Source organism: Herbaspirillum sp. 3R11, assembly GCF_004563925.1.
Lineage (GTDB): Bacteria > Pseudomonadota > Gammaproteobacteria > Burkholderiales > Burkholderiaceae_D > Herbaspirillum.
Window position 1 is genome coordinate 1136094 of the sequence record NZ_SPNJ01000001.1, and the last position, 26513, is coordinate 1162606.

Below are 26513 nucleotides of genomic sequence, written 5' to 3' on the forward strand. Positions count from 1 at the left end.
GGAATCCGTCGTAATGGAGCGAGTTTGTTGGCAGGATCTAGTGTATTTTCGATATCCGCAAGATATCGCAGCCGATACTCGTGTGTATGTCAGTTTCGTTACAGCTTGCGAGATTAGCATCCTTCACAGAACTTATAAAAGCCTACAGGAGATTCTGTGAAAAACGATCAAGCCGCTGCGCTGCAGTCTTCCGTCACGCCTGTCGATCCGTCCAAGCCTTTGCTCGAGATCGACAACGTCACCCTGCAATACAAGACCTCCGACTCGCTCGTTACTGCAACGCAGCAAGTCAGCTTCAACGTCCATCCGTCCGACCGCTACATCCTGCTGGGCCCGTCCGGCTGCGGCAAGTCGACCTTGCTCAAGGCCATCGGCGGCTACCTGCAGCCGACCAGCGGCAAGATCCGCCTCAAGGGCCGGGAAGTCACCCAGCCCGGTCCGGACCGCATGATGGTGTTCCAGGAGTTCGACCAGCTGCTGCCGTGGAAAACCGTGCGCCAGAACGTCGAGTTCGCGCTGCACGCCAGCGGTCGCCTGCAAGGCAAGGAAGCCTCCGACCGCGCCGCGTATTACATCGAGAAAGTCGGTCTCGCCAAGTTCATCGACAGCTATCCGCACACGCTCTCGGGCGGCATGAAGCAGCGCGTCTCGATTGCGCGCGGCATGGCCATGGAGCCGGACGTGCTGCTGATGGACGAGCCGTTCGCGGCGCTCGACGCGCTCACGCGCCGCAAGATGCAGGACGAGTTGCTGCGCCTGTGGGACGACACCAATTTCACGGTGCTGTTCGTCACCCACTCGATCGAAGAAGCGATCCGCATCGGCACCCGCATCCTGCTGCTGTCGCCGCATCCGGGCCAGGTCCGAGCGGAACTCAACAGCATCCCGCCGGAAGAGATGGGCACCGCCAGCCAGGCGCAGCTGGAACAGCGCATCAACGACATGCTGTTTGCTCACTGATCTGCACTGATCCGAACTGATCCGCGCTGACCAACAAATACAAAGAAAGAGACACCGTCATGACCAAGAACAGCACACTCTTCGTGCGTCCGGAAATCGTCGTCGAGCCGAACCGCAACGCCGTCGCGGAAGTCCAGCGCCCGCTGTCGGCCTTTGAAGCCATCTACCGCATCAGCTGGATCCGCAAGACCGCGATCCTGCTGGTGCTGGCGCTGGTATGGGAAGTCTACGGCCGCTGGCTCGACAACTCGCTGCTGTTCCCCAGCTTCAGCGAAACCCTGCACGCCTTCATGAGCGGTATCAGCAGCGGCGTGCTGCTGCAACGCGCGGCCGTCTCGCTGCAGACGCTGCTGATCGGCTACAGCCTCGGCATCCTGCTGGCCGGCTTGCTGACCACGGTGGCGATCAGCTCGCGCATCGGCAACGATTTCCTGGAAACGCTGACTTCCATGTTCAACCCGCTGCCGGCGATCGCCTTGCTGCCGCTGGCGCTGATCTGGTTCGGCCTCGGCACCGGCAGCATCATTTTCGTATTGGTGCATTCGGTGCTGTGGGCGGTGGCGTTGAACACCCACGCCGGTTTTCGCTCGGTGTCCGCCACCATGCGCATGGTCGGGCAGAACTACGGCCTGCGGCGTTTTGCGCTGGTGCGCTACATCCTGATCCCGGCCGCATTCCCGAGCATCCTCACCGGCCTCAAGATCGGCTGGGCGTTTGCCTGGCGCACGCTGATCGCGGCGGAACTGGTGTTCGGCGTATCGTCCGGCACCGGCGGATTGGGCTGGTACATCTTTGAAAACCGCAATCAGCTGGAGACCGCGAACGTGTTTTCGGGCCTGTTCTTCGTGATCATCATCGGTTTGTTTGTGGAGAACATGATTTTTGCCAAGATAGAAAAACGCACCATCCGCCGCTGGGGCATGCAGCATTGATTCCAAAAAAAACGATATAAATCGACACCTTCCAAGGAGACAGAATGAAACGCAGACATTTTTCCAAACTGATGACGGCCGCAACCCTGGGCTTGTCCATGCTGGCCGCAAGTATTCCGGCCCGCGCCGAAGCACCTGTGGTGCGCCTGTCGCACGGCTACGGCTTGCTGTACCTGCCGCTGATGGTGATCCGCGACCAGGGCCTGATCGAGAAGCACGCCAAGGCGGCGGGCCTGGGCGACGTCAAGACCAACTGGGTGCTGCTCGACGGCGGCAATGTCATCAACGACGCCATGCTGGCAGGCAACCTGGACATCGCCGGCACCGGCGCGCCGGGCTTCATCACCTTGTGGTCGAAGGCGCGCGGCATCCCGCGTTCGGAAGTGACCGGCCTGGGCGCGCTGAGCACCTCGCCGCTGTGGCTCAACACCAATAACCCGAACGTCAAGTCGCTCAAGGACTTCACCTCCAAGGACAAGATCGCCATCCCCGGCATCAAGACCTCGCTGTCGGCGGTGCTGCTGCAAATGGCCGTGGCCAAGACCTTCGGCATCGAGAATTACGCCAAACTCGATCCGCTGACCGTCAGCCTGAGTCATCCGGAAGCGCTCGGTTCGCTGCTGTCCGGTAAGACCGAGATCACCGGCCACTTCACCTCGCCGCCGTTCTCGTACCAGGAAGTCAAGGATCCGAAGATTCGCCGCGTGCTGAATTCGTCGGAAGTGCTGGGCCACATCACCATCGACGTGGTATTCGCGCTCAAGCAGTTCACCGAAAAGAATCCGAAGCTGACACAAGCCTTCATGGAAGCGCAGGAAGAAGCCAACGCCTACATCGCCAAGAACCGCAAGGGCGCTGCCGAGACGTTCCTGCGCGTGTCGAAGATGAAGCTGACGCAGGATGAAGTCGAGAAGATGCTGGCCGATCCGGACACGCAATTCATCACCACGCCGGAAGACATCATGCAATACGTGGTGTTCATGGACAAGGCCGGCACCATCAAGACCAAGCCTGCGGTCTGGTCCGATCTGTTCGTGCCGGCGTTCAAGACGCGCAAGGGTAGTTAAGCAAAGGCCAAGTCGCAGGTCGTAGTTGACGAGAAAAACGGGGAGTGCACCATGTGCCTCCCCGTTTTTCATGTCGACGCCTCAAAGTGCGCTATTCGAAAGATGTCCGGCATGGAATCGTCATAAGGCGGGTCCTGCCTGCCTGGTTGTTGTCTATCAGGGCGGCATGTTTTCTGGTTTCAATTTCGAATGAGGTAGCCCGCCTGCCTCATTGTCATGCTGCGACGACAAGCTTCGACGACGCCATGACACGGCAACCGCATGCACAAAGATGACCGTGCAATACCACCGGCACACCCTCATCCATCAAGCTGCCATCTCCCTGAACGATGAGATTGACACCGTGCTTCGAACAAAGCACGGTATCACCAATCCTCGCATTGCGACGACCGTCGATATTCAATGTTCCGCTGACGACAATCACCGTACCGCCGTGATCGAGCAGATCTCCCTGGCAACAAATGGAACGTGACATGGTGTTCATCCTTTCTTGAATAAGTTATCAAAACCGCGTCAGGCGACCTGCTGCCCATCCTTATGTCGTTGAACGATAGTGGCATCCTTGCTGCCATAAAAGCCCTTGCGACAGCGCCAATAACCCGTGATTTCAGGAACCGACGGCCAGAATCCCGCGTAGGAATCGTGCACGTAACGGCCGAAAAAACGTGACAGCGCAGACGGCGACTCTACGGCGTTTTCCACCTCAGCCAGTACGCCTTCCGCTTCACGGTCCAGACCTTTGAGTTGCTCATCGTTCTGTTCCTGATCATGCGTCTTCGCCCGTGACCAGTGCAATACCCGGCGGCGAAACGCTTCTCTGGCGGCGATATCGGTCTTGCCAAAATGCTTCAAGCGTCCGGTATCGTAGACCAGCTTCTGGTTAGCCGCCAGCAACCACTTGCGCTCATCCGGCGAGGCATACGCCACCTGCGACAGGTCCTCATAATGCATGCGCCATTCCCAGCGCCAGCGCAGATACGGCAGATGCCACTCCCAGACCGGCCGCGCCCGCGTGCCTTGCAACTGCAAGAAACTGTCATATGCCTGTTGCAGGCGCGGGTCGATGGTGAAGGGGTCGTCGCGTATGGTTTCACTTAACTGTCTGACAGCAAGTTGCCTGTCAACCGCAACCTGGCAACGCATTGCACATTCCAGCATATGGTTCAGCGGTACCTGCGACAGCTTCATCGCATCCAGCGCCTGCCAGTGTGCGGGGTGTTCGAGTTTGAGTTCGTCTGCAGTGGCGTCGCCGATAATGCCCAGCTCGCGTGGCCGATAGCCGCCGCCGACATCGCTGTGACTGCCGGGATAGGCACACTGCACCAGCCGGGTTTTGGGATTGACGGGCGTACTGACCAGATCGAGCGGAAAGTTCTTGCGCGGCTCATGCATGGCGACAAAGTGCACGCAGTTTTCCACCAGCGCGGCGATACGCACATCAGCCACTTCTGCCCAGTTGTCATGTCCGTCCGTCTCATCGGAATTGAGCACCACCCCTTTGCCGACCGAGGCCACAGTGTCGAAGATGCCCAGAAAGCGCAGGCGGATCAGCACACCGGCCAGTTCGCCCTGGGCATTGAGCATGGCTTGCAACCAGGTGCAGAACACCCGCGCCTGTGTGGCCCCACGTGAGAAACCAAACACATCGATGGCCAGTTCAACAGGTTTGCTGGGGGCGTGTTCCAGCTTCGTTTGCAGCAATGCCGACAAGATACGAAACAGATTACGACGCACCGTCGTGCGGTCTTCGATGATGGTGGTCTGAAATCCTCGCCCGAGACCTACACCGTACAGACTGGACTCGTCTTCTTTGTAGGGAACGGGGCCGCTGCGGCACAGGGCCCTGATTTGGTCGGTGGTCAAAAATGGCTGATCTGGCCCATAAGCTCGCAAATGAATCGCATTGAACACCGTCAGCAAACCATACAGGATACGTTCTTCGCCGCCATAGCCCATGCCACCACCGAACTTGGGGCTGGCCTCCATTTCACCAATCTCGGGGAGGGGCGTGCCGACGCCAGGGATGTAGGTATGGTAGTAACCATGTTCAGGTTCTTTGCGATAAGCATCCCACAACCGCACGACGTTGGTGTGCTTGAACTTATCGCGATCCTGTTTCTCACTATTACCCGTGCCATCAAAGAACAGGCCAAGGTTGGCCTGCAAGGGGCAGCCGCGCGGGTCGTGCGTACCTTTCTTCCACGATTGCCAATACAAGCCATCGGTCGGCGCTTGAGATGCCGCTGGTACGACGCCCTGTACAGGTGGTTCGTAGGCGGGACGCTTGTCTTCGCTCGCAATATCGCTCATCGCCAGTCTCCGTGTTTCTTCTTGTATTCCCGGTCTTGCCGGTCTCTTTCTTCCAATTCTTCCTTGGTGAACAAAGCCTCGACTTCTACGCCCTGGGTGGCTTCGTCAATGGGCTTCCAGTTCGGATCTTGTTGCTGGGCGGGGGGGCGTATGCGCTGCAAGTCATACACGCCAACCACCACCCGCACTTTGCCACCCGGAAAAAAATGCACAAAAATATTGGCCGTGTGGTCGTACTTTTCTACCGGTACGGTGGCTTTTAATGTACCGCCGTATTTCAAGCTGCTGTAATCGCCCTTACTGGTTTGCGCACGATTTTCGTGACTCCAGTCGTTCACACTCCACCGCACCACCGACTTCATGCCCGGGTACCATTTGTCAGGTAGGTTGGCACAACATGGCCCACCACCGCCACCACCACCACGTCCCACATTGCCACCGCTGGCACCATCAATATAAAACTGCGAAATGTTGTAGTCCGGGCCCAGATGCTGCACTCCTTCTATTTGTACCGGCGTAAACGTTCTTGGTAACGCACAGCCACCAAGAACAAGACCGAGCAAGCCGGCCAGAACATAACGTAAAACCGCATCAAACTTCATTTCAAACTCCTTTGGGTGAAGACAGAATGACCTTGCTGGCCTCCATTTCGCCAATTTCGGGGAAGGGCGTGCCGACGCCGGGGATGTAGGTACAGAAATAGCCTTCTGATGGCCGCTCTTTGTAGGCGTCTCATAGCCGCACAACGTTGGTATGCTTGAATTTATCCCTATCTTGTTTTCGTTATTGCCGGTCCCGTCAAAGAACAGGCCAAGGTTGATCTGCAAGGGACCGCTACGCGGGTCGTGCGTATCTTTCTTCCACGATTGCCAATACAAGCCATCGGTCGGCGCTTGAGATGCCGCTGACACGACGCCCTGTACAGGTGATTCGTAAGGCGGGCGCTTATCCTCGTGCTCAATTTCGCTCATCGCCAGTCTCCATGTTTCTTTTTGTATTCCCGGTCTTGCCGATCTCTTTCTTCCAATTCTTCCTTGGTAAACAGCGTCTCCACTTCCACTCCCTTTGTGGCAGTGTCGTCATCGTGCAGACCGTAGGGAATAGGATGATCTTTGTTTGTTGATCCCGCCGTAGCAACTACTACCCGCACTTTGCCACCCGGAAAAAAATGGACGTAGACACGACCAATTTGATCGTACTTTTCTATCGGTACGGTGGCTTTGAATGCTCCACCTGATTTAACGCTGCGGTAATTACCCTTTTCAATTTCTGCACGGTTTTCCTGACTCCAGTCGCCTACACTCCACCGCACCACCGACTTCATGCCCGGGTACCATTTGTCAGGTAGGTTGGCACAACATGGCCCACCACCGCCACCACCACCACGTCCCACATTGCCACCGCTGGCACCATCAATATAAAACTGCGAAATGTTGTAGTCCGGGCCCAGATGCTGCACCCCTTCTATTTGTACCGGCGTAAACGTTCTTGGTAACGCACAGCTACCAAGAACAAGACCGAGCAAGCCGGCCAGAACATGACGTGATACAGAGTAAAACCGCATTCTCAAACTCCTTGAGTGAAATACATCAAGCGTCAAAACAGGCTTTCGAAATACTACGAGGCGGTCGAAATACAAGCGGTAACCTATGTGTTGCCCAAGGCCTGGCAGATAGCTTCACCGTCAGAGCCTGCCAGTAGTGAGCCGGATTCGATCCGCTCAAATAATTTCCCCCGCGTGCGGAACATCGCCGCCGTCAATGCGGCTAGCACCGTACGGTCTGCCTGTCCGGCGCGTTGCCATGCGCTGATCGCAGCTTGCGCCCAGCGGTAGTGATCTGCGGCGTTGCCGGGCAAGGCGTTTGAAGTGGCTTGCGTCAGATTGCCAATCAGATGATCGGCTTCGGCAGCATCCACCAAGGCGTCAATCTGAGCGTTGCTCAGTGTGAGTGGCGTTGTCGCCGCTGTTTGATCTGCAGATTGTGATGGAAGAACGGCGAGCTCTCCATGCCGCAGATGTATCTGCCAGCGCGAAAAAGGATGTGTTAACGCACCCCATTGCAATGGGGTGAAAATCCGGGCCAGTTCAGGAAGGACGCGACAATCGGCGAGGCTGAGGGCGTAATAGTTGCCGTCTTCCATGTTAAAAAATGCAAACTGACGCAGGTGCTGCACTAGCTTCGTCAAAGGCAATCCCGTATCGATAAAAGAGACGTGCAGTCTTGGCGTCATGGCATCCAGCAAGCCACGGAGTCCTTCCGCTTGACCGCTTTGTTCAGCAGCTTGCATATCGGCCACAATAGGGCCCAGGTGCGCGGCCTCATCTTGGTACAGGGGAGATAACCAGGATGGCCATTGCGCGGGATCGTTAGGTGTAATGCCGCCTATCATGCCGGCATGCATCAGGGCAAAAGAAAAAGTCATGACTCGCTCTTCGGTTACAGTGATTTGGAAAACGGGGCACCGGTTTTGATTGCGGACAGCAAACAGGGGATACAGACCTTCTGTTGACTGAATTCCGGGATCGCCGCTGTGCCGCCCTTGGCCGGGGAGATGTGAGGCCAATCACTTTGTACGTTGATTGTGCGTGCATCTACGGTGATATCCTGCTCCGTGACTTTCAGAAAGCTCTGGCCTGACCTGAGCATGATGTAATCCTTGGCTTGAAACACGATGCCATCTTCGGTGGAGGTCATGGTGAGACTGTCATCGGCCGTCAATTCCATGCTGTTGTGTTGCGCCTGCAAGACGACTTTTCCCTTGTTGGCGATGTTGCGGATATCGCCGTCGTGGGCGAATTCATGGATGCTGTTGCCGGCGGTATGCAAGATGTCGCCCATCGCGTAGTGCTGCTGGTTGTTGCCCGCGACAGTGTCAATGTTCCGGCCGGCGTAGTGGAGTTGATCCTTGGGCGTGGCGCTGGCGATACCTGCAGGTGAACTGATAGCGATCACGCGTTGGCCGCCACTCTGTTTGCCTTGACCGTTGTCGTGCTGAGCCGTGACGGCTTGCGTCAGGTCTTGTTGGGGCTGGATGTCTTGAGCTGCGCTGTGTGGGACATAGTCGTCCGGATCAAGCTGCTTGGCGATGGCAAGCGCTTGCTCCAGATCAGCGATGATTTCCGTGTAGTCGTTGATGGTGCCGGCGGCTTTGAGGCGGGCGTTAGTGCTGAGCAGGATGCCTTCGACGGCACGCAATGCGCCGGCGCCGTCTGTCCTGAGTTCAAAACCTTCTCCGCGAGCGTCTTTGCGCCCTTGGTTATCTTCAATACGCGTAATGTGGCCGAGGCTTAGTTGACTGTGCAAGTGATCGCTTTTGAGCTGCGCCTGAATCTTCTGCTCGGTGTCGTCGAGAATCAGATGATTGGATCTGCCGCCGGTAGCATTACCGCCGTCCTTGGTCAGTTCTCTGGAACGGAATCCCGATAGCGCGCTTTGCCCCGGCAAGCTCCACGGCGGCAAATTGCTCTGGTTATGCACGCGCCCGGTGCAGATCGGCAGATCCGGATCGCCGCCGATGAAATCGACAATGACTTCCTGCCCGATGCGCGGCAGTTGTATGCCGCCTAGCTGATTACCCGCCCAAGGACTGGACACGCGCACCCAGCAAGAGCTGTTCTGATTATTCTGGCCAAGCCGGTCCCACGGAAACTGCACCTTGATGCGGCCGTACTGGTCGGTCCAGATATTCTGATCTTCGGGGCCAACCACGAGTGCGGTTTGTGGGCCGCGTGTAAATGGTTTTAGGGTACGACGCTCTGGCCGGCATTGCTCCTTGAGCAGATGCACATCAAAGTCAAGTTCCACCTTGTAGCTTTGCGCCAGCGGATTGAGCGCATTGGTGACCGCTGCCCCCGGCGACTGGCTTGCCTGGGCGACCTCTTCGATCAGTAAGCTTGTGCTGATGATGAGGTAGTCGGTGTTGGCGGCATGTTGCGGATGCTTTTGTAATGCGAAGGTGCAGCCGGGCACTATGCCGCGCAAGTGACCACTGCCTTGGGCGTGGTGGCCGCGTTGGCGCAATGACTCCATGCGCATGCGCGCAATGAATTTACTTTCTTCCGCCGAATCGTTGCCGTCTTTGTCGACGCCTGCCTTGGGCTGGCTGTAGTGGGCGTCGGCATGCCATTCATACACTTCCTGCTGGTTGTGCGCAGTTGGTCTTGGGTCGCTGCGCTTGACGGTCAGATCGGCTTTAGGACGGGTGTAGTCGTAGTCGCGGGTAACGTAGCTGCCAGAAGTTATGCGTTCTGTTGGCGTGAAACGATGCACGTATTCGGCGTCGATTTTGTGCCCTTCGGGATAGAAGGGAATCTGCTGGTAGGCGGCGCTGGGATTCTTTTTGTGCGCGCCCATGTTGTCGATCAGGACCAGGCGATGCTTGCCGTCACTGTGCTCGAAGAACCAGTTGATGCCCCATTCTTCGCACAGGCGGCAGAAGAAGTGGTAGTCGCTTTCGTTGAACTGGGTCTGGTAGTCGCGTTTGGGGTACGTATCGATGAAGCGCTTGTCGACCGGAAAGCTGTACTTGCCCAGTAATGCATCGAGGATCTCGACGACGGTTTTGTCCTGATAAATTCGACAGTCATTGTTCTCGGTCGCGAGATGCAGCCAGGGACGCAGGGCCAGCTGGTAGTGCACGAAGCGGCCGGATTCACCGAGTAAGGCGGCGTCGGTGATGAGGCCGGTGATCTCGCGGATACCGGCGCCAGAATTGACGCTACTGCCTCCGGCAACCCCTGAGATAAAACTGCCATTGCCTTCCAGTTCGATCTTGACGGTCAGTTCGCGGCCTATGAAGTCGTTAAGCTTGAAGTTGGCGGCGTGCGAAGGAATCAGGTTCAGGCCGTCGGGCGTCTTGAGATCGAGGTGATATTCGAACAGACCGTTGAGGCCTTCAGTACCAGACAACTTTACCGGCACCAAGGCAGGCTGGCCCATGATCTCGGGGATAGCGGTACTGCTGGCGCTCAGGGCGCGCGATTGGGTAAGCAAGGCCATGAATGCTCCGTTAGCGAATGGATGTCAGAGGAGAAAAATCTGACGATCATGCTAAGAGAGCAACCATGTTGTGCATATCGAATGCATTCGATAAATGCGTTTATTTGCAAATTTACGAATTATTTTCCGTCAGTGCAAATGCATACTTTGCATATGTTTCTGTGGTGGCTCAAGACAAAAAATGGGGAGCGCATGTTGCGTCTCCCCATTTTTCGTTGCGTTGACGCCGACTCAGCCGTAATACGGAAACTGCTGCGACTTGTCCATGAACGCGTGATAGTGCACCACCACGCCTGCATCGCGCAGGCTCAGCACGGCGTAGGCGGGCGGTTCCATCGAGGTCGTGGCCGGGCCGGTCAGCGCGAAGTCGAGCGCGTGCTGATGGTTGGTGCCGGGCACGGTGGCGAACGGCGTGCCGTACCAGGTGCCGCCCGACGGGCGATGCACGTGGCCGGAAAACATGTAGCGCACGTTGCCGTGCTTCTTTACCAGCGCGCGCAGGTCGGCTTCTTCACGCAGGCGGATCCAGTCCATCGACGGCAGGTCGAGTTCGAACGGCGGGTGATGCGAGAACAGGTACACAGCACGTTCGCCGGCTTCGGCCAGCATGCGGTCCAGCCAGGCCAGACGGTCGGCGCACAGGCGGCCTTCGTGGGTGCCGGCCTCCTTTGTGTCGAGGAACACCAGGCGCGTGTCGCCGGCGTCGTGCACGCCCTGGATGAAGCCGTGTTCATCGACCGGCATGGCGGGGAAGACGTCGCGGAACACCGGCCGTTCATCGTGATTGCCGAGCAGCAGGCGCACCGGCAGCTTCAGTTCCTTGAGGCACTCGGCCAGGATGCGATACGAGGCTTCGTCGCCGTCGTGGGTGAGGTCGCCGGTGATGACGCACAGGTCGGCGTCAGGGTGGTGTTCGTTGACATGGGCGATGCAGTGGCGGAAACGCGTGACCGAATCTTCGCCGAACAAGAGGTTCCCATCCGGCACCAGGTGGATGTCGGTGATTTGTATGACTTTCATCAGATGTGTTGTTGGTGTTGAGAGAAATTTAACGGATGCCTGCCCGCAGGAAGGCCTGGATGAACTGGCGCTGGAATACCAGGAAGCCGATCATCAGCGGCGCAATCGCGACCAGCGTGGCGGCGCTGATGATGGAGATGTTGACGCCGCTTTCGGGTGCGCCGAACAGAGACAGACCGACCGTCAGCGGCCGCGTGGCCGGCGAGTTGGTCACGATCAGCGGCCACAGGAAATTGTTCCAGTGCGTCGCCACCGACACCAGCGCATAGGCCAGGTAGACCGGCTTGGCCGCCGGTACATACACGCGCCACAGCACGCCGAACCAGCCGCAACCTTCGATGCGCGCCGCTTCTTCCAGCTCGCGCGGAATCTGCATGAAAGCCTGGCGCAGAAGGAAGATGCCGAAGGCGCTGGCCATGTAAGGCACCGCCATGCCGAACGGCGTATCGAACAGGCCGAGGCGGGTGACCATCGCATAGTTCTCGACGATAAGGATTTCCGGCAACACGAACAACTGCAACAGCACCAGCACGAACACGATGTTCTTGCCGCTGAACTGGAAGCGCGCGAAGGCGAAGCCGGCCAGCGTGCACAGCGTGAACTGGCCGGCCAGGATCAGGCTGACCAGCACGAAGGTGTTGAGGAAGTAGCGCAGCCACGGCGCCGATTGCCAGGCATCACGGAAATTCTGCAGCACCAGCGGCGCACGCCAGTCGAACGCCAGCGCGGCGTGGGAGGTGTGGAAGGCGGCCCACAGCGCAAACAGCAGCGGCGCGATCCACAGCAGCGCCAGCAGCCAGGCGCCGAGGGTGTCAATGATGTTCCAGAAGCGATCATGCGAGACAGATGCAGTTGCGGCGGCAGGAGCGGATGCCGCCGGCGAGGAAATGGCGAGAGTGTTCATCGGTAGTGGATGCGACGGTCAAAGAACATGAATTGCAGCGCAGCGATCAGGCCCAGCGCGGCGAGCACGAGCACGGTCATCACGGCGGCGCCGGCCTGGTCGAGATAGGCGAAGGCCATTTCCCAGATCCAGTACAGGATCAGCTTGGAGGCATTGTCCGGTCCACCCTTGGTCAGGATGAACAGATGGTCGATCAGGCGCACCGAATTGATCAGCGCATTGATCAGCACGAACAGCGTGGTCGGCATCAGCAACGGCAGCACGATACGGCGCGTGTAGGCCCAGCGGCCTGCGCCCTCGATGCGTGCGGCTTCGCGCAGGTCGGGCGGGATCGCCTGCAATGCGGCCAAGTAAAAAATCATGAAGAAGCCGGATTCCTTCCAGATCGTCACGGCCATGACCGACCATAGCGCAGTGCCCGGCTGGCCCAGCCAGTTGGTGGGGCCGATGCCGAATAACGCGGTGATGTGATCGAGCAGGCCGAGACCGGGCGTATAGAAGAACAGCCACAAATTGGCCGCAGCGATCATCGGCAGCATGGTCGGCGTGAAGAAAGCGGTGCGCACCAGGCCGCGGCCGCCGATGCGGGCGTTGGCCCACAGCGCCATGCCCAGCGCCAGTGCGATGGAAACGGGGACGGTCACGCCCGCGTACAGCAGGTTGTTTCCGGCGACTTGCCAGAAGGTCGGATCGCTCAGCAGGTCGCGATAATTGTCGATGCCGTTGAACACGCTGGGACGGCGCGCGGTGCCGCGCGAATGGAAGCTGCTCCACAGCGTCGCCAGCATCGGATAGAAGGCGAACAAGGTCAGCAGGATCAGCGATGGCGTCAGCAGGCCCCAGCCGAACAGGTTGTGCAGGCGGCGTTCGGAAGGATTTACCGGCGCCAGGTGTGTTGCTTGGTTCATCAGAATCGTGTCCGGTGATCGGGTCTTGTTGCTGTCGTCCCGGCGAAGGCCTGGACGACAGCGGTACAGTTTTTACAGAGGAACGCGGATTAGCGGTAAGGCTTCAGCAAACGCTCGGCAGTCGCCTGTGCTTCATCCAACGCCTGCTTGGAGGTCTTGGTGCCGGTCAACGCAGCTTGTACTGCGTTCGACAGCGCTTCACGCACGCGGGCGGTCTGCTCGGTCGAGAACTCCGGAATCGCTACCGCCAGTTGGTCACGCGCCACCAATGCTTGCGGGAAGGTCTTGGCGTAATCACGCAGTGCAGGGGTGTTGTACGAAGCCGGGCTGGTGCCGACATAACCGGTTGCGATCGACCATTGCGCAGCGCGTTCCGGCGCGGTCATCCAACGCACGAAGGTGACCGAGGCAGCTTGCTGAGCAGGCGATGAACCCTTGAACAGGTAGAAGTTGCCGCCGCCGACCGGCGAACCCGGTTGCTTGTTGGCCGGCAGCATGGCGACGCCGAAATCGAACTTGGCTTCTTTCTTCACTGCAGTCAGGTTGCCGGTGGTGTGCCACATCATGGCGGTCTGGCCTTGTACGAAGGCCTGGCGCAGCGTGCCCCATTCAATCGCGCCGGCCGGGCTGACCTTGTGCGTGGCGGCCAGCGAACGCCAGAATTCCAGCGCCTCGACGGCAGCCGGCGTATTGAAGTAGACCTGCGTGCCTTCCTTGTTCATCAGCGACACGCCGTTCTGGATCGCGAACGCCTGGAACATCCAGTACGGATAACCGGTCGACGGAATCATCAGGCCGAACTTGTCCTTGGCTGTCAGCTTGGTGGCCGCGGCCAGCATTTCCTTCCAGGTCTTCGGCGGCGCATCCGGATTCAGGCCGGCGGCGCGGAACATGTCCTTGTTGTAGAACATGACGATGGTCGAACGCTGGAACGGAATGCCCCAGACATGACCGCCGATGGTGCCGTTGGCCATCAGGCCGGGATAGAAACTTTGCAGCCAGGCCTTGTCTTCGGCGCTGGTGGCGACCTTGTCGAAGGGCTCGATCAGGTTCTGGTCAATGAGATCGTAAGTGTCGAGTGCACCCAGCACCGACAACTGTGCAGGCTGGCCACCCTTGATTGCTGACAGCGCACGCACGCGGGTCTCGTCGTAGTTGCCGGAGTAGACCGCCTTGACCTTGATGTCCGGATTGGACTTCTGGAAGTCGTTGATCATGCCGTCGATCACGTCGGTCAGCGGGCCGCCGACGGCGATCGGATAGTACATGGTCAGTTCGGTCGCGGCACAGGCCATCGACGATGCTGTCAGTGCGCTGGCGAAGAGTGCCGCCAACGCTGTTTTTTTGATGAGTTTACTCAGCATGGTTGTTCCTTTTTGAGGTGGTCGTATTGAAAGTGCAGGTGAAAAAGGTGGGTAAGTCCGGATGCGTTGAAAGCGCTCAGAGCACTGCGGCCAGCTTCGGCGCGACACGGTCATCGGCGTCGATGTCTTTATCGTTAGCGTTATCGTAGCGAGCCAAAGGCTGCAAACGACGACCGTCGTCGGCGGCGAACACGTGCGCGTCGGCAGGATTCCAGCCTAGGCCGACGCGGTCGCCGAGCTTGAGCCGGCTCTTTTCCGGACTGCGCACGATGATGTCGTCGCCGCCCGGCAGGTCGAGGTAGATGTAGGATTCCGCGCCCTGGAATTCGACGCCGGTGACGGTGCCGAACAACTCGGTCGACGACGGCGCGACGATATGGAAATGCTCCGGACGCACACCGATCAGGGTCTTCACGTCGCCGCCGATCGGCGCGATGCCGGCCCGCAAGGCCGGAGGCAATTTTTCGGCCTCCATCAGCATCATCGGCGGGCTGCCGATGAAGCTTGCCGAGAACGCCGTGGCGGGCGTTTCATACAACTCCGCCGGTGTGCCGCTCTGCACGATGCTGCCGCCGTTCATCAACACGATCTTGTCGGCCATGCCCATCGCCTCGGTCTGGTCGTGGGTGACGTACACCACGGTCATGCCGAGCCGCTGCTGCAGCGCGCGGATTTCATGACGGACCGAATGACGCAGCTTGGCGTCGAGATTGGACAAGGGCTCATCCATCAGGCAGATCGAATGACCGGCGACGATGGCGCGCGCCAGCGCCACGCGCTGACGCTGGCCGCCCGACAGCTGGGCCGGCTTGCGTTGTTCGAGTCCCTGCAAATTGGTCAGCGCCAGGGCGTCCTGCAGACGCTGGCGACGTTCGGCCGCATGCACGCCGCGCACCTGCATGCCGAAGCAGATGTTCTCGGCGATGTTCAGATGCGGAAACAGTGCGTACGACTGGAACACCATCGACAATCCGCGCGCCGACGGCGCTGCACCGGTGACATCCTTGCCGTCGATTTCGACGCGGCCGCTGTCCGGTGTTTCCAGTCCCGCCAGCAAGCGCAGCAAGGTCGACTTGCCGCAGCCGGACGGGCCGAGCAGGGCGACCAATTGGCCGCGACCGAACTCCAGGTCGAGCGACTTGATGACCTGATGCGCGCCCCAGGATTTGCTGATGCCGGTAAGGCGGATGGCGACGTCTGTATTCATGTTGGTGTCCTGCATGTTCATTTGCCTGCTGCAATGGACGCAATGGCGGCCATGACGGAATTGCCGGTGGCCGCGGAGGTAGTCGATTGGTGGTCCGTGTCGGTGCTGTAGTCCGGCTGCGAGGTCACGACGACGCGGGTATTGCCGGCCAGCATGGCGGCCAGCGCCGGGTTCAGGGGACTGTCCGTGACCAGGATGTCGGGGTCTGACAGATGGCCTCCGCGCACCGGCGCCTGGCGACCGAATTTGGAGTTGTCGGTGACCAGGATCTGGGTGCGGCAGCTCTCGCGCAAGGCCTGGCGCGAGCTCGATTCCATACGATCGAAATCAAGCAGCGTGCCGTCGGTGTCAACGCCGCCGACACCGTAAATGCCGAAATCTGCGCGGAAGTTGCGGAACAGTTTGTCGGCGTCGTTGCCGAGGATTTCCGGATTGGGAAAGCGCAGTGTGCCGCCCGGCACGATGACCTGGTTGTTCTGGTTGGTCGACAGCGCCAACGCTGCGCGCAGGTTGTTGGTGATGACGGTGAGGTGATCGTGTTTGGCCAGTGCCAGCGCAACCTGCTCGGGCGTGGTGCCGATGCCGATCAGCACGCTGCAGGAGTTCGGGATCAGCGCGGCGACGGCGGCGCCGATCTCGGCTTTCTGTTCGAGATTGTTGATGCGGCGCATGTCATACGGCTGGTTGCGCGCCGACAGGATCAGCTCGGCGCCGCCGTGTCGGCGTCGCAGGATATCGGCGTCGCACAGCGCATTGATGTCGCGCCGGATGGTCTGCGTGGTGACGGCGAAATGCTCGGCCAGCGCTTCCATCGTGAGGAAGCCGTGTTGACGGAACAGCGCAATGATCTCGTTGTGACGCAACGAGGCCGGCTTGAGGACGGGCTTGAGGGAGGGAGTAACTGCAGGCGTTGCCGACATGTTCACTTATCCATTCACTGGTTCATTTGAAAACGTGATGAATGTTATCGGCCGATTGTTACCGGATCGTGACGTTCATATGAACGTGAATCGGCTTTCATATCGTCACAACGTCATGGCGATGTCATATATCGAGGGCATAGTTCGCTCCGCAATCCGGCTCCACCCTCATTCAACTTTTCTGAAAACCATTCATGAAAAAAACTGCTCTCGCCATGTCGCTCCCGCTGTGTTTCGCCGGCCTCTCTTTCGCCGCTGCTGCACAAGCGCAAACGACCAACGCCTCATCGGGCGTCACCATCTACGGGATCATCAATCCCAGCCTGACCTATACCGACAAGGTCGCCAACGCCACGCCGGGCAATCCGACCGGCACCGGCTCGCGCCTGAGCATGGATACTGCCGTGGCGCAGGGTTCGCGCCTTGGTTTCAAAGGTGTGGAAGATCTCGGCGGCGGACTGAAGGCGCTGTTCACGCTGGAAAACGGCTTCAACGCCGACACCGGCGCGCTGGCGCAGGGCGGCCTGTTCTTCGGCCGCACCGCCATCGTCGGTTTGTCGGGTGGGCTGGGTACGGTCTACCTGGGTCGCCAGAAGGACTACATCGATGATCTGGCCCCGTACAACGGCGCGCTCGATTTCGGCAGCCTGGTCAACAACATCCACGCGTTGAATCTCGATCGCACACAGGGCTCGCGCGTCAACAACTCGATCCGCTACAACTCGCCTGTCCTGGGCGGCGTGACTCTGAGCGCGTTATATGGCTTCGGCGAACAGGCCGGCTCGACCGGCGCCGGCCAGTCGTTCGGCATCGGCGGCAGCTATAACAACGGTCCGTTGTCGTTCGGCGCCGCGTATTTCCAGAACAAGCTGACGGCCGCCAATACCTTCACCGGTTCCAGCGACTCCGGCATCGCACCGGGCGCCGTCACCGGCAGCATTGCCAGCACATCACTGAAGACCTTCCTGATCGGCGGTTCGTACAAGCTCGGCGACGTACGCCTGTACGGTTCGTATTCGCAGGTCAAGCAACCGCTGGCGGTGGCGTCCGGTGCGGCAATGACCGGATTCACCGGAGCGGCCGGCGCGGCGTTCACGTTTGGCGGCGTCAACAACAGCAAGGTCGACCTGATCGACTTCGGCGTCAATTACAACGTCACCGCGACCACGCAACTGCTGGCCAATTTCGTGACCACGCGTTCGAAGTTCGTCGGCGCCAGCGACGGCAAGGCGACGCAGGTTTCATTGGGTGTGGACTACTTCCTGTCCAAGCGCACCGATCTGTATCTGTTCTACGCCAACATCCGTTCGTCGGACATGTTCAACCCAGGCCTGTATGTGGCGCCGGGCGGCAGCAACACGCAAAACGTGCTGACTGCCGGCATCCGCCACAAGTTCTGATCGCCTGAAGGAGAGTGCGCATGACAACTTCAATCAAGCTCGCCGTGGCCGCCGCATTGCTGGGCATGGTGCTGACGGCCGGCGCCGATCCGCTGATCGCCGCGCATCGCGGCGGCACCGGCGACGGTCCCGAAAACACCATCCCGACTTTGCAGAATTCGCTGAAGCACGGCGCCGACATCCTCTGGATGACGGTGCAGGTCTCCAGCGACGGCGTGCCGGTGCTGTATCGTCCGGCCGACGTGGCGACGCTGACCGACGGCAAGGGCGTGGTCAACACGCTCACCGCGGCGCAGCTGACCGCGCTCAATGCCGGCCATATGTATGCAGTGACCGATGCCGCCGGCAACAAGAGCTATCCGTATCGCCGGCAACCGGTGCAAGTGCCGACGCTGCGCGAAGCATTACGTGCCGTGCCGGCATCCACGCCTGTCGTCATCGACATGAAGCAGGTGCCAGCGGAAACGCTGGTCAATGCGGTCGCCAAGGTGATCGATGAAGAGGGCGCATGGAAGCGCGTGCGTTTCTATTCCACCGACGCCAACGTGATCGCATTGATGGCGCAGCAGCCGAAGGCACAGGTGTTCGAATCGCGCGACGCCACCCGTGATCGGCTGGCGCGCATCGCCTTGAACGGCGGCGCTTGCGATGCGCCGCCTGCGGCCGGCACCTGGTCGGGCATCGAACTGGAGCGCAAGGTCGCGGTGGTGGAGAAATTCACCTTGGGCGAGGGCGTCTCCGAAGTGATCGCACACTGGTGGACGCCGGCGGCGATGAAATGCTTCCGCAGCAATCCGGACACGCACGTGATGGTGTTCGGCGTTGACTCGGCGGCGGCTTATCGCAGTGCGCAGAAATTGGGCGTGGATGTGGTGATGACGGATTCGCCGGTGAAGATGAAGGCGCTGCGGGATACTGTTAAGTAATTTGTAGTTGAGCAGTCAGTGAAAGAAAAAGCCCGCTTACGCGGGCTTTTTTTGGGGCTGGATGTCAACGATCGGAATCCTTGTTCAATTTTCAGGAATATAGCAGTGTCACCACCAGAAAATAGGTAAGCAGCACAATCCCCGGAACATGAAACCATGAAAATTTGTATCTGAACATGATTCTGCGCTTTTGAACGGCGGGAGCGGGAGTGGGCGCCTTCGGAGGCTCAATCGTTTGCGGCCATCGAAATGAACTGATGTTCGCGAGCGGCGGCCATGACTCAAATCGATGAACGTCGGCGTCAAAATATCTTCGGTCAAAGTGCTCCAGTTCCCGATTGGCTTGTTGAAGCGCGAGATCCCCGGTACATGCCGTATTCTCGCCGTCGATGTAAAAATATCCGCCGGTTTCTTTTGCCAATATTGCCATGGAGACGATTTGCATAGCGCCCGCAGCGTCGCTCCTTCCTGCCGCCGTTCGGGAGCCGGCTTCATAGCTATAGCTTTTCACTCCTCTCGGGGGCCAGTGCATGTCGCGAGCCTCTTTTTTCTTCCTCTTGTGGACGTCATATCCAAATACGATCAGCAGCGGAAGCTCAGGCTCCAGACGCAGAAAATGCGGGGGCGTCCTGATGACGTTCAAGTAAAGGCATCCAGTTGCGCAGGACTCTGTCAAGGTATGCCCAGGATGCAATTGCACATCAAATCCGAGATCAGCGAATGCCTGGATGAATCGCGCTTCCAAGTTGTCTGTTTTCGTGCCGAAGAATGCGGAGGCTTCAATGCTCATTGTCGGAATTGAATGTTGTCATGCAAGTTTATAGGGGGATGCGCGTGGAAACGGTTAGAAGCCGGAGGCGGTACGACGGGCTTTTATTTATCAATTCCAGCTATCCGAAGTACTTTACGATTTCCTGATCCTCAGTGACCATGTGATCCGTCAGGTGGAATACCTCTCCTACCCATTCATGGGTCAATGCTTCTTTGCGATCTAATATTCTTCCCAATAGAGAAGAATTCTTCCATGGGGATTCCGTTGCATCAACAAGGCCAACCTGGAAGTTGTCGCCTTCGATCCAGATCCTGAACGCAAAAGCAACTCTGTCTTCGGGGCTGGCCGCATCCCCCCAATTGCCCAATCCGACGATGCCGCTAAGGTATTTTTTGTCGTGTCCGATGGTGAAATTCGCGTAGTAGATCGCGAATGCTATCTCGTCCCGATACACGAACCTGGTTAACTTGACGCTTGTATTTTTACAGCAATCGCACAGTGATTCGACGGGAGTCTCATATTCAATTCTCAGCATCGCTGTTCCTTGTTGTGCATTAATTCACTTCATGACTGGAAGTGTGAATTCATGTATTTATTTTCATGTGCGTGATTATAAACAATGACATTGGAAATTCGTATCGGATGATTACAGCCTCAGCCGGAGAGACGCCATCCAATGTCGATTAAAATGCAGGTCTCGCCGGAAATGGAGGGCTCTGACAAAGTCACGCCCTGACCGGCTTTTAGAACGATATTCCCCCGCGACACATTGACGATGCAACCCATAGAGAGCCAAGAGCCAGCCATGCCATCCCTCGGCACGATCACGAGGGAAGCAGTCGATCTCGCGCAAAAACATCTGCACGACATCCTCAGCATGGCGATAGAACATGCGCCGCCGCGTGCCGCCGTAGTGGTGGCCGATACGCGCTGCGATCTGGCCGTCGCCTTGACGGAGGCTTATCGGGGTTGCCTGCCGACGGCACAATTCATCGATTTTGATGCGGTCGTGCCGGACGACGTATTGGCCGCTTTTGCCCGATTGGAGCCCAACGATCTGGTAGTACTGATTCAATCCACCAATTTCCGGCTGGAAGCTTTCCGGTTAAGGGTCGAGTTGTTCAAGCGTTCGCTCAAGGTCATCGAGCATCCCCATCTGTCGCGCATGCCCGGCGTGCAAGCCGACTATTACATCGCTTCGCTGGCGTATGACCCGGCGTATTACCGCGGTGTCGGCTACGCGCTGAAGGCGCGCATTGATCGTGCGCAGGGCGGGGTGGTCGACAGCGGCGGCGAGCGTCTGGTCTTTGCGGCGCCGTTCGAAGCGGCCAAGCTGAACATCGGCGATTACAGCGAGATGAACAACGTCGGCGGGCAATTCCCCATCGGCGAAGTATTCACCGAATCACAGGACCTGGAGGCGGTGAATGGACGCGTGCGCATTTTCGTGTTTGGCGACACCACCTTCCGGGTGAACCGGCCCGAGCAACCGATCACGCTGGTGATCACCAAAGGCCGTGTAACCGAGGTGATCGACTCCACGCCGGACTTCGATCAGGTGCTGGAGAAGATTCGCGCCGACGAAGGCGAGGTCTGGCTGCGTGAGCTGGGCTTCGGCATGAACCGTGCGTTTTCACGCGACTGCATGGTCGACGATATCGGCACCTACGAACGCATGTGCGGTATCCACCTGTCGCTCGGCGCCAAGCATGGCGTCTACAGCAAGCCCAATATCCGACGTACGACCGCGCGTTATCACATAGACGTCTTTGCGGTGACGGAGGCGGTCTATCTGGATGACGAGCTTGTGTATCGGGACGGGGCGTGGCAGGTTTGAACCGAGGTTTGGTCTGAACCGGCAGTCCGATTGCGGAACCCGGTCATTTTATTTTTAGCAAACCGGCCCTGACCTGGGCGGCATTTTTATACCTGGCCTTGCTGGCCGGTTCGTCGGCACGCCAGCAATCGCAACCTCCGCTCAATTTGTCACTCAGTGCCTGGAGATATTGCGGTTTGGCGTCGGCGGACTTGGGTGTCAATGAATAGATGAACGTCTGATACAAAGTGCCTTTGACAATCGCGTGATTTTGCTCCCACGAGACGATGACAAATAGCTTCTTGTCCGATGTCTTATCGATGCTTGAAAAAAATATGGACTCGATACTCGCGTCGGCTCCCTCTGGTTCATAGGTGTCAATCAGCACTCTTTCATATGAATCGGATTGTTTTGGAACGAACAGGAAAAGCTGGACGCCCGGCGATGGATCCGGACTATCGTTGGATGTTGCCGCGTAGGCGACAAGCAGTACAGGCGCAGAGAAGCCCAGGGCATCCGTGACGACAGGCTTTTGAACTGGCTGCCTATTTCGCGGTGCCGTGCGGACGAGAAATGCATCGATACTTTCGCCTGACATGCGCTCAAGCGTAGTTGCGCCGACGCCCCAGGAAAAGACGAGAAGAAGCATCAGGGACAGGCAGCGCATCAAAGGATTTCCTTTTTGTGTATTTATTTCGGATTGTCACTGAAAAAACAGGGATTGCCTCGCTTGATTTTCTGCGACCCAGCCAATGTTGGACCTCTTTCGGGAGGCCGGCATTGATGTTATCTCAGATGAGAGGCAGGAGGTGCGCTTGCCGTGCAAGGTCACGAAGTCGCCGCATCCTGAAACATGTTGATCATGCCCTGTGCGGGATCCTCACCCGCAAGCAGTTCGTAGAATTTTTCACCCTCCGTGGCAACCTTGGCGCTTCGTTCAAACATCGCCTGTTCAAATTGATGAAGTCCGGCTTCGATGTCATCGGTATGTGAGACGATGGCCTTGGCAGGTTCGGCGCCGTCGTACAGTGTGCTGGAGCGAATCGGACAACAAGTGCATACCCTTGGCGTAGCACCCGACAAGCATTGGATTACCGTGTCAGTGCTGTTGAACTACATCCTCGGGGTAGGTGGGAAGAATGTCGCCAATGCGCAAGTGGCGCGGGCGCGTGAAGCAGAATACAGACGTAAAAAAACGGGAAGGGCGCAAGCCGCTTCCCGCTTTTTTTCGTGCAGATCAATCAGGCAGCCAGCGGCACCGCGAGAGATTTTTTACGATACAGCACCAGCGTGGCGATCAGGCCGCAGACGGCGGCGAAGCTCATCCACAGGCCCGGTGCGGCCTTGTCGTGGGTGATTTCGATCAGGCCGGTGGCGATGGCCGGGGTGAAGCCGCCGAAGACCGCGGTGGCCAGGCTGTATGCCAGAGAGAAGCCGGCTGTACGCACGTCTACCGGCATCACTTCGGTCAGCGCCACCACCATTGCGCCGTTGTAGCTGGCGTAGAGGAAGGACAGCCACAGTTCCACCACCAGCATCTTGCCGAAGGTGGCGTCGCCGACCAGCCAGGTCATGGCCGGGTAGGCGGTCAGGATCGTCAGCACCGTGAACACCAGCAACAGCGGACGACGACCGATGCGGTCCGACAGGGCGCCCATCACCGGCAGCCAGATGAAGTTGGAGATACCGACGCAGAAGGTGACGATCAGCGCACTTTCGGTGCTCAGCTTGAGCACGTTCTTGCCGAAGGTCGGCGTGTAGACGGTGATCAGGTAGAACGAGACCGTAGTCATCGACACCAGCATCATGCCGGCGATGACGAGCTTCCAGTTCTCCACCATGGAGCGGAAGATTTCATTCAGGTTCGGCTTGCGTTTGCGCGCCAGGAATTCTTCGGTCTCCTGCAGCGAGCGACGGATCACGAACAGCACCGGCACGATCATGCAGCCGATGAAGAACGGCACGCGCCAGCCCCAGTCGCCGACCTGGTCCTTGGTGAGCCAGATGTTCAGGCCGTAGCCGATGGCTGCCGCGACGATGATCGCGACTTGCTGGCTTGCCGACTGCCAGCTGACATAGAAACCCTTGCGGCCGGGCGTCGCCATTTCAGCGAGGTAGACCGACACGCCGCCGAGTTCGACGCCGGCCGAGAAACCTTGCAGCAGGCGGCCGATCAGCACCAGCGCGGGGGCCAGCAAACCGATGGTGGCATAGCCCGGCACGAAGGCGATCAGCACGGTGCCCAGCGCCATCAGCGCCAGCGTGACGATCAGGCCCTGGCGGCGACCGACGCGGTCGACGTAGGCGCCGAGGATGATGGCGCCCAGCGGACGCATCAGGAAGCCGGCGCCGAAGGTCATGAAGGTCAGCATCAGCGAGGCGAATTCATCGCCGCTGGGGAAGAAGGCTTTCGAGATGTAGCTGGCGTAGAAGCCGAACAGGAAGAAGTCGAACATTTCCATGAAATTGCCGCTGGTGACGCGCAGGACGGTGGCGAATTTCGAGGACGAAGCTATCGTGGGAGAAGTCATGTCATGTCTCTCTGTCTCTGTGTATGCCTGAATGGTCAGGACTCATTGATTTTTCTGGGCAGTGCATCGACGCTGAAATTATTGTTGTTCATCGACGCTGCGAGTCTATCCCAATCGTTTTGCGGATAGCTTTCTAACAGCTTTCAACTTTCGTTTATTTTGCAGGCAAGAGCAAATATGCTGACAAAGTGCTGACGGCGTTGCTGCATCAACAAAAGAAAACCGCCTGGACCCTTGCGGGCGCAGGCGGCGAAGAACACCGGTAGAACAAGGTGGTAGAACCCGGTGTCACAGGGAGGAACGCTTAGCTGGTCTTGGTCACCTTGCTCAAATGGCGCGGCTTGTCCGGATCCATGCCGCGCGCCACCGAGAGTTGTGCCGCCATGACGTAGAACGCCTGGATCGCCACGATGGGATCGAGGTCGGGCGTGACGGCAGTTGGCAAGGTCAGGTCGCGTTCGGCGATATCTTCCGGCGCCGCCAGCAAGACCTTGGCGCCGCGCTGGCGCATTTCGGCGGCGAGCTGCAGCATGCCGGTCTGGGTCGGGCCGCGGGTGGCAAACATCAACAATGGATAGCCTTCGTTGATGAGCGCCATCGGGCCGTGCTTGATTTCGGCGCCGCTGAATGCTTCGGCCTGGATGGCGGAGGTTTCCTTGAATTTGAGCGCGGCTTCCAGCGCCAGCGGAAAACCGATGCCGCGCCCGACCACCATGATGTTCTTGGCCGGCGCGAGTATCTCGACCGCCTTGGACCAGTCGCTGTCAGCGGCGCGCTGCAGAGATTCGGGCAGGCTTTCCAGCGCGTGCAGGAAGCCGGCGTCGTCTTGCCAGTGACCTGCGAACAGCGCGCCGGCGACCAGGCTGGCGATGAAACTCTTGGTTGCGGCCACGCTGAGTTCCGCGCCGGCGTGCAATGGCAACGTCCATTCGGCGGTCTGCGCCAATGGCGACTCCGCGTCGTTGACGAGGGCCACGGTAGTGGCGCCGCCGTCGCGGAAGTAACGGATCGGCTCGATCACATCCGGACTTTGGCCCGATTGCGAAATCGCGATCGCCAGCGCGTCGCGTGCAATCAGCGGCGCCTTGTTGAGCGTCACCAGCGACATCGGCAGCGAGGCCACGATATGGCCCAGGCGCGCCATGGTGAGGTAGGCGCAATAGTTGGCGGCGTGGTCGGAACTGCCGCGCGCCACCGTGACGATGCCCGACGGCGGCGCGGTGCGCAGCCAGCGTCCCAGTTCGGCATAGCGGGACTGGTCGCGGGCGAGCTGCTCGGCGACGTGACTGCCGGCCGAGCGGGCCTCCTTAAGCATGAGCGAGGTCAATCTTTTCTCCTTCTACGTAGACTTCTTTTAATTTGAACTGGCGATCGAACACCAGGATGTCGGCAAAGCAGCCGGGCTTGAGGCGACCGCGTTCCTTGACGCCGAGGTAGTCGGCCGGATAGGTCGAAGTGCGCAGCGAGGCTTCGGAAATATCCAGGCCCATGGCGATCAGGTTGCGCAATGCCTGGTCCATGGTCAGCGTGCTGCCGGCCAGGGTACCGTCGTCCAGGCGCACGCCGCCGGCGCATTTATGCACCACCTGGCGGCCCAGCGTGTAGTCGCCGTCGGGCATGCCGGCGGCGGCGGTGGAGTCGGTCACGCAGTACAGGCGAGGGATGGCGCGCAGCGCGGCGCGGATGGCGCCAGGATGGACGTGCAGCAGGTCAGGAATCAGTTCGGCGTATTCCGCGTGCGCCAGCGCCGCGCCGGCCATGCCCGGTTCGCGGTGGTGGAAGCCGCTCATGGCGTTGAACAAATGAGTGAAGCCGGCGGCGCCGTTCTTCAGTGCCGCCACGCCGTCTTCGTAAGTACCCAGGGTGTGGCCGATCTGCACCAGCATGCCGCCGGTGGTCAGAATGCGCACCAGCTCCAGGTGGCCGTCGACTTCCGGTGCGATGGTGATCAGCTTGATCGGCGCGAAGCTGGCCAGCCAGTCGACCTGTTCCAGCGTCGCTTCGATGGCGAAGTCGGGTTGTGCGCCCAGCTTGCCGGGATTGATGTACGGGCCTTCGAGATGCACGCCGAGGATGCGCGCGCGGCCGCTGCCTGGTTCGCGCCTGCGGCTGGCGCTGCCGATGGCCTTGAGCGCGACTTCGAGTTCGTCCAGCGGCGCGGTCATGGTGGTGGCAAGCAAACTGGTGGTGCCGTAGCGGGCATGCAGGCGCGCGATGACGTCAATGGCGTCGCCGCCTTCCATGACGTCCTTGCCGCCGCCGCCGTGCACGTGCAGGTCGATGAAGCCGGGCAGGATGTAGTCGCCGTTGTTGGCGTGCGGCGTGCCGTCGGCCGGCTCGAACTCCAGCTGCGTGCCGTCGATGTTGCAGATCAGGTCGCCGAAACTGATGGCGCCGTCGATCCAGCCGTGCGGCGTGAGGACGTTGCCACGGACCTGGGTGATCGATGATGGGGAGGACATGGGCTTGGCTCCGT

At 59.1% G+C, this 26513-nt stretch carries 25 protein-coding genes; 6 read left to right on the forward strand and 19 right to left on the reverse strand.

Annotated elements, in window-relative coordinates; genetic code table 11:
• Positions 1-180 precede the first annotated feature (180 nt).
• Genes E4P32_RS05395 through E4P32_RS05405 form a run of 3 tightly spaced genes read left to right on the forward strand, consistent with a single transcriptional unit; the run spans position 181 to position 2959 of the window.
• Positions 181-960 carry an ABC transporter ATP-binding protein gene (locus tag E4P32_RS05395; RefSeq protein ID WP_199525605.1) on the forward strand — a complete coding sequence of 260 codons (780 nt, stop codon included), beginning with the start codon at positions 181-183 and terminating at the stop codon, positions 958-960.
• A gap of 59 nt (positions 961-1019) precedes the next feature.
• Positions 1020-1892, forward strand: coding sequence for an ABC transporter permease (locus E4P32_RS05400; protein ID WP_116432905.1), 873 nt, complete (start codon positions 1020-1022; stop codon positions 1890-1892).
• 44 nt (positions 1893-1936) lie between these two features.
• Positions 1937-2959 (forward strand): ABC transporter substrate-binding protein, encoded by a 1023-nt coding sequence (locus E4P32_RS05405; RefSeq protein ID WP_116432904.1) that lies wholly within the window; start codon positions 1937-1939, stop codon positions 2957-2959.
• Positions 2960-3173: 214 nt separating this feature from the next.
• Here the strand turns inward: E4P32_RS05405 and E4P32_RS05410 are convergent, their stop codons facing one another.
• From E4P32_RS05410 to E4P32_RS05465, 12 genes are all read right to left on the reverse strand, one after another.
• The gene (locus E4P32_RS05410) at positions 3174-3434 is read right to left on the reverse strand and encodes a PAAR domain-containing protein (protein WP_116433892.1); all 261 of its coding nucleotides are present in this window, start codon (positions 3432-3434) and stop codon (positions 3174-3176) included.
• Between the two features lie 38 nt (positions 3435-3472).
• Positions 3473-5269, reverse strand: coding sequence for a DUF2235 domain-containing protein (locus E4P32_RS05415; protein WP_116432903.1), 1797 nt, complete (start codon positions 5267-5269; stop codon positions 3473-3475).
• Complete coding sequence (locus E4P32_RS05420; protein ID WP_116432902.1) at positions 5266-6240, reverse strand: DUF3304 domain-containing protein; 975 nt, start codon at positions 6238-6240, stop codon at positions 5266-5268. Before E4P32_RS05420 ends, E4P32_RS05415 begins: the two co-directional genes overlap by 4 nt.
• On the reverse strand, positions 6237-6833 hold the full coding sequence (locus E4P32_RS05425) for a DUF3304 domain-containing protein (RefSeq protein WP_116432901.1): 597 nt from the start codon (positions 6831-6833) through the stop codon (positions 6237-6239). The genes E4P32_RS05420 and E4P32_RS05425 overlap by 4 nt, the downstream gene beginning before the upstream one ends.
• An 83-nt stretch (positions 6834-6916) precedes the next feature.
• Positions 6917-7693 (reverse strand): DUF4123 domain-containing protein, encoded by a 777-nt coding sequence (locus E4P32_RS05430; protein ID WP_116432900.1) that lies wholly within the window; start codon positions 7691-7693, stop codon positions 6917-6919.
• Between the two features lie 14 nt (positions 7694-7707).
• Positions 7708-10269 carry a type VI secretion system Vgr family protein gene (gene tssI, locus E4P32_RS05435; RefSeq protein WP_116432899.1) on the reverse strand — a complete coding sequence of 854 codons (2562 nt, stop codon included), beginning with the start codon at positions 10267-10269 and terminating at the stop codon, positions 7708-7710.
• 231 nt (positions 10270-10500) lie between these two features.
• Positions 10501-11289: a phosphodiesterase gene (locus tag E4P32_RS05440; protein ID WP_116432898.1), complete on the reverse strand. Its 789-nt coding sequence runs from the start codon at positions 11287-11289 to the stop codon at positions 10501-10503.
• Positions 11290-11317: 28 nt separating this feature from the next.
• Positions 11318-12193, reverse strand: coding sequence for a carbohydrate ABC transporter permease (locus E4P32_RS05445; protein WP_116432897.1), 876 nt, complete (start codon positions 12191-12193; stop codon positions 11318-11320).
• Positions 12190-13101, reverse strand: coding sequence for a sugar ABC transporter permease (locus tag E4P32_RS05450; RefSeq protein WP_116432896.1), 912 nt, complete (start codon positions 13099-13101; stop codon positions 12190-12192). The genes E4P32_RS05445 and E4P32_RS05450 overlap by 4 nt, the downstream gene beginning before the upstream one ends.
• A gap of 89 nt (positions 13102-13190) precedes the next feature.
• The gene (locus E4P32_RS05455; RefSeq protein WP_116432895.1) at positions 13191-14465 is read right to left on the reverse strand and encodes an ABC transporter substrate-binding protein; all 1275 of its coding nucleotides are present in this window, start codon (positions 14463-14465) and stop codon (positions 13191-13193) included.
• 76 nt (positions 14466-14541) lie between these two features.
• Positions 14542-15672, reverse strand: coding sequence for an ABC transporter ATP-binding protein (locus tag E4P32_RS05460; RefSeq protein ID WP_233526559.1), 1131 nt, complete (start codon positions 15670-15672; stop codon positions 14542-14544).
• 17 nt (positions 15673-15689) lie between these two features.
• Positions 15690-16592, reverse strand: coding sequence for a DeoR/GlpR family DNA-binding transcription regulator (locus E4P32_RS05465; RefSeq protein ID WP_233526558.1), 903 nt, complete (start codon positions 16590-16592; stop codon positions 15690-15692).
• A gap of 194 nt (positions 16593-16786) precedes the next feature.
• Here E4P32_RS05465 and E4P32_RS05470 point away from each other — a divergent pair, with 194 nt between their 5' ends.
• Together E4P32_RS05470 and E4P32_RS05475 are read left to right on the forward strand one after the other, a co-directional pair.
• Positions 16787-17992 (forward strand): porin, encoded by a 1206-nt coding sequence (locus tag E4P32_RS05470; protein ID WP_116432893.1) that lies wholly within the window; start codon positions 16787-16789, stop codon positions 17990-17992.
• Between the two features lie 20 nt (positions 17993-18012).
• Complete coding sequence (locus E4P32_RS05475; protein WP_116432892.1) at positions 18013-18918, forward strand: glycerophosphodiester phosphodiesterase family protein; 906 nt, start codon at positions 18013-18015, stop codon at positions 18916-18918.
• Positions 18919-19009: 91 nt separating this feature from the next.
• On the opposite strand, the gene E4P32_RS05480 is transcribed toward E4P32_RS05475, so the two are convergent.
• Positions 19010-19708, reverse strand: a complete 699-nt coding sequence (locus tag E4P32_RS05480) for a hypothetical protein (protein ID WP_116432891.1) — start codon at positions 19706-19708, stop codon at positions 19010-19012.
• A 100-nt stretch (positions 19709-19808) separates the two neighbouring features.
• On the reverse strand, positions 19809-20225 hold the full coding sequence (locus E4P32_RS05485) for a hypothetical protein (RefSeq protein ID WP_116432890.1): 417 nt from the start codon (positions 20223-20225) through the stop codon (positions 19809-19811).
• A 270-nt stretch (positions 20226-20495) separates the two neighbouring features.
• Here E4P32_RS05485 and E4P32_RS05490 point away from each other — a divergent pair, with 270 nt between their 5' ends.
• Positions 20496-21527 carry a hypothetical protein gene (locus E4P32_RS05490; RefSeq protein WP_233526557.1) on the forward strand — a complete coding sequence of 344 codons (1032 nt, stop codon included), beginning with the start codon at positions 20496-20498 and terminating at the stop codon, positions 21525-21527.
• Positions 21528-21570: 43 nt separating this feature from the next.
• Here E4P32_RS05490 and E4P32_RS05495 read toward each other — a convergent pair whose 3' ends face one another.
• From E4P32_RS05495 to nagA, 5 genes are all read right to left on the reverse strand, one after another.
• Positions 21571-22173 carry a hypothetical protein gene (locus E4P32_RS05495; protein WP_116432888.1) on the reverse strand — a complete coding sequence of 201 codons (603 nt, stop codon included), beginning with the start codon at positions 22171-22173 and terminating at the stop codon, positions 21571-21573.
• 161 nt (positions 22174-22334) lie between these two features.
• The gene (locus tag E4P32_RS05500; RefSeq protein WP_199525572.1) at positions 22335-22589 is read right to left on the reverse strand and encodes a hypothetical protein; all 255 of its coding nucleotides are present in this window, start codon (positions 22587-22589) and stop codon (positions 22335-22337) included.
• 158 nt (positions 22590-22747) lie between these two features.
• Positions 22748-24037, reverse strand: a complete 1290-nt coding sequence (locus tag E4P32_RS05510; RefSeq protein WP_116432887.1) for an MFS transporter — start codon at positions 24035-24037, stop codon at positions 22748-22750.
• A 304-nt stretch (positions 24038-24341) separates the two neighbouring features.
• Positions 24342-25352 carry an SIS domain-containing protein gene (locus E4P32_RS05515; protein WP_116433891.1) on the reverse strand — a complete coding sequence of 337 codons (1011 nt, stop codon included), beginning with the start codon at positions 25350-25352 and terminating at the stop codon, positions 24342-24344.
• Positions 25345-26499, reverse strand: coding sequence for an N-acetylglucosamine-6-phosphate deacetylase (nagA, locus tag E4P32_RS05520; protein WP_116432886.1), 1155 nt, complete (start codon positions 26497-26499; stop codon positions 25345-25347). Before nagA ends, E4P32_RS05515 begins: the two co-directional genes overlap by 8 nt.
• Positions 26500-26513: the final 14 nt, after the last annotated feature.

Coding starts and splice junctions, on each gene's coding strand:
- E4P32_RS05400 (WP_116432905.1), top strand. CDS start 1,020: ATGACCAAGAACAGCACACTCTTCGTGCGTCCGGAAATCGTCGTCGAG.
- E4P32_RS05405 (WP_116432904.1), top strand. CDS start 1,937: ATGAAACGCAGACATTTTTCCAAACTGATGACGGCCGCAACCCTGGGC.
- E4P32_RS05410 (WP_116433892.1), bottom strand. CDS start 3,434: ATGTCACGTTCCATTTGTTGCCAGGGAGATCTGCTCGATCACGGCGGT.
- E4P32_RS05415 (WP_116432903.1), bottom strand. CDS start 5,269: ATGAGCGATATTGCGAGCGAAGACAAGCGTCCCGCCTACGAACCACCT.
- E4P32_RS05420 (WP_116432902.1), bottom strand. CDS start 6,240: ATGAGCGAAATTGAGCACGAGGATAAGCGCCCGCCTTACGAATCACCT.
- E4P32_RS05425 (WP_116432901.1), bottom strand. CDS start 6,833: ATGCGGTTTTACTCTGTATCACGTCATGTTCTGGCCGGCTTGCTCGGT.
- E4P32_RS05430 (WP_116432900.1), bottom strand. CDS start 7,693: ATGACTTTTTCTTTTGCCCTGATGCATGCCGGCATGATAGGCGGCATT.
- tssI (WP_116432899.1), bottom strand. CDS start 10,269: ATGGCCTTGCTTACCCAATCGCGCGCCCTGAGCGCCAGCAGTACCGCT.
- E4P32_RS05440 (WP_116432898.1), bottom strand. CDS start 11,289: ATGAAAGTCATACAAATCACCGACATCCACCTGGTGCCGGATGGGAAC.
- E4P32_RS05445 (WP_116432897.1), bottom strand. CDS start 12,193: ATGAACACTCTCGCCATTTCCTCGCCGGCGGCATCCGCTCCTGCCGCC.
- E4P32_RS05450 (WP_116432896.1), bottom strand. CDS start 13,101: ATGAACCAAGCAACACACCTGGCGCCGGTAAATCCTTCCGAACGCCGC.
- E4P32_RS05455 (WP_116432895.1), bottom strand. CDS start 14,465: ATGCTGAGTAAACTCATCAAAAAAACAGCGTTGGCGGCACTCTTCGCC.
- E4P32_RS05460 (WP_233526559.1), bottom strand. CDS start 15,672: ATGAATACAGACGTCGCCATCCGCCTTACCGGCATCAGCAAATCCTGG.
- E4P32_RS05465 (WP_233526558.1), bottom strand. CDS start 16,592: ATGTCGGCAACGCCTGCAGTTACTCCCTCCCTCAAGCCCGTCCTCAAG.
- E4P32_RS05470 (WP_116432893.1), top strand. CDS start 16,787: ATGAAAAAAACTGCTCTCGCCATGTCGCTCCCGCTGTGTTTCGCCGGC.
- E4P32_RS05475 (WP_116432892.1), top strand. CDS start 18,013: ATGACAACTTCAATCAAGCTCGCCGTGGCCGCCGCATTGCTGGGCATG.
- E4P32_RS05480 (WP_116432891.1), bottom strand. CDS start 19,708: ATGAGCATTGAAGCCTCCGCATTCTTCGGCACGAAAACAGACAACTTG.
- E4P32_RS05485 (WP_116432890.1), bottom strand. CDS start 20,225: ATGCTGAGAATTGAATATGAGACTCCCGTCGAATCACTGTGCGATTGC.
- E4P32_RS05490 (WP_233526557.1), top strand. CDS start 20,496: ATGCCATCCCTCGGCACGATCACGAGGGAAGCAGTCGATCTCGCGCAA.
- E4P32_RS05495 (WP_116432888.1), bottom strand. CDS start 22,173: ATGCGCTGCCTGTCCCTGATGCTTCTTCTCGTCTTTTCCTGGGGCGTC.
- E4P32_RS05510 (WP_116432887.1), bottom strand. CDS start 24,037: ATGACTTCTCCCACGATAGCTTCGTCCTCGAAATTCGCCACCGTCCTG.
- E4P32_RS05515 (WP_116433891.1), bottom strand. CDS start 25,352: ATGCTTAAGGAGGCCCGCTCGGCCGGCAGTCACGTCGCCGAGCAGCTC.
- nagA (WP_116432886.1), bottom strand. CDS start 26,499: ATGTCCTCCCCATCATCGATCACCCAGGTCCGTGGCAACGTCCTCACG.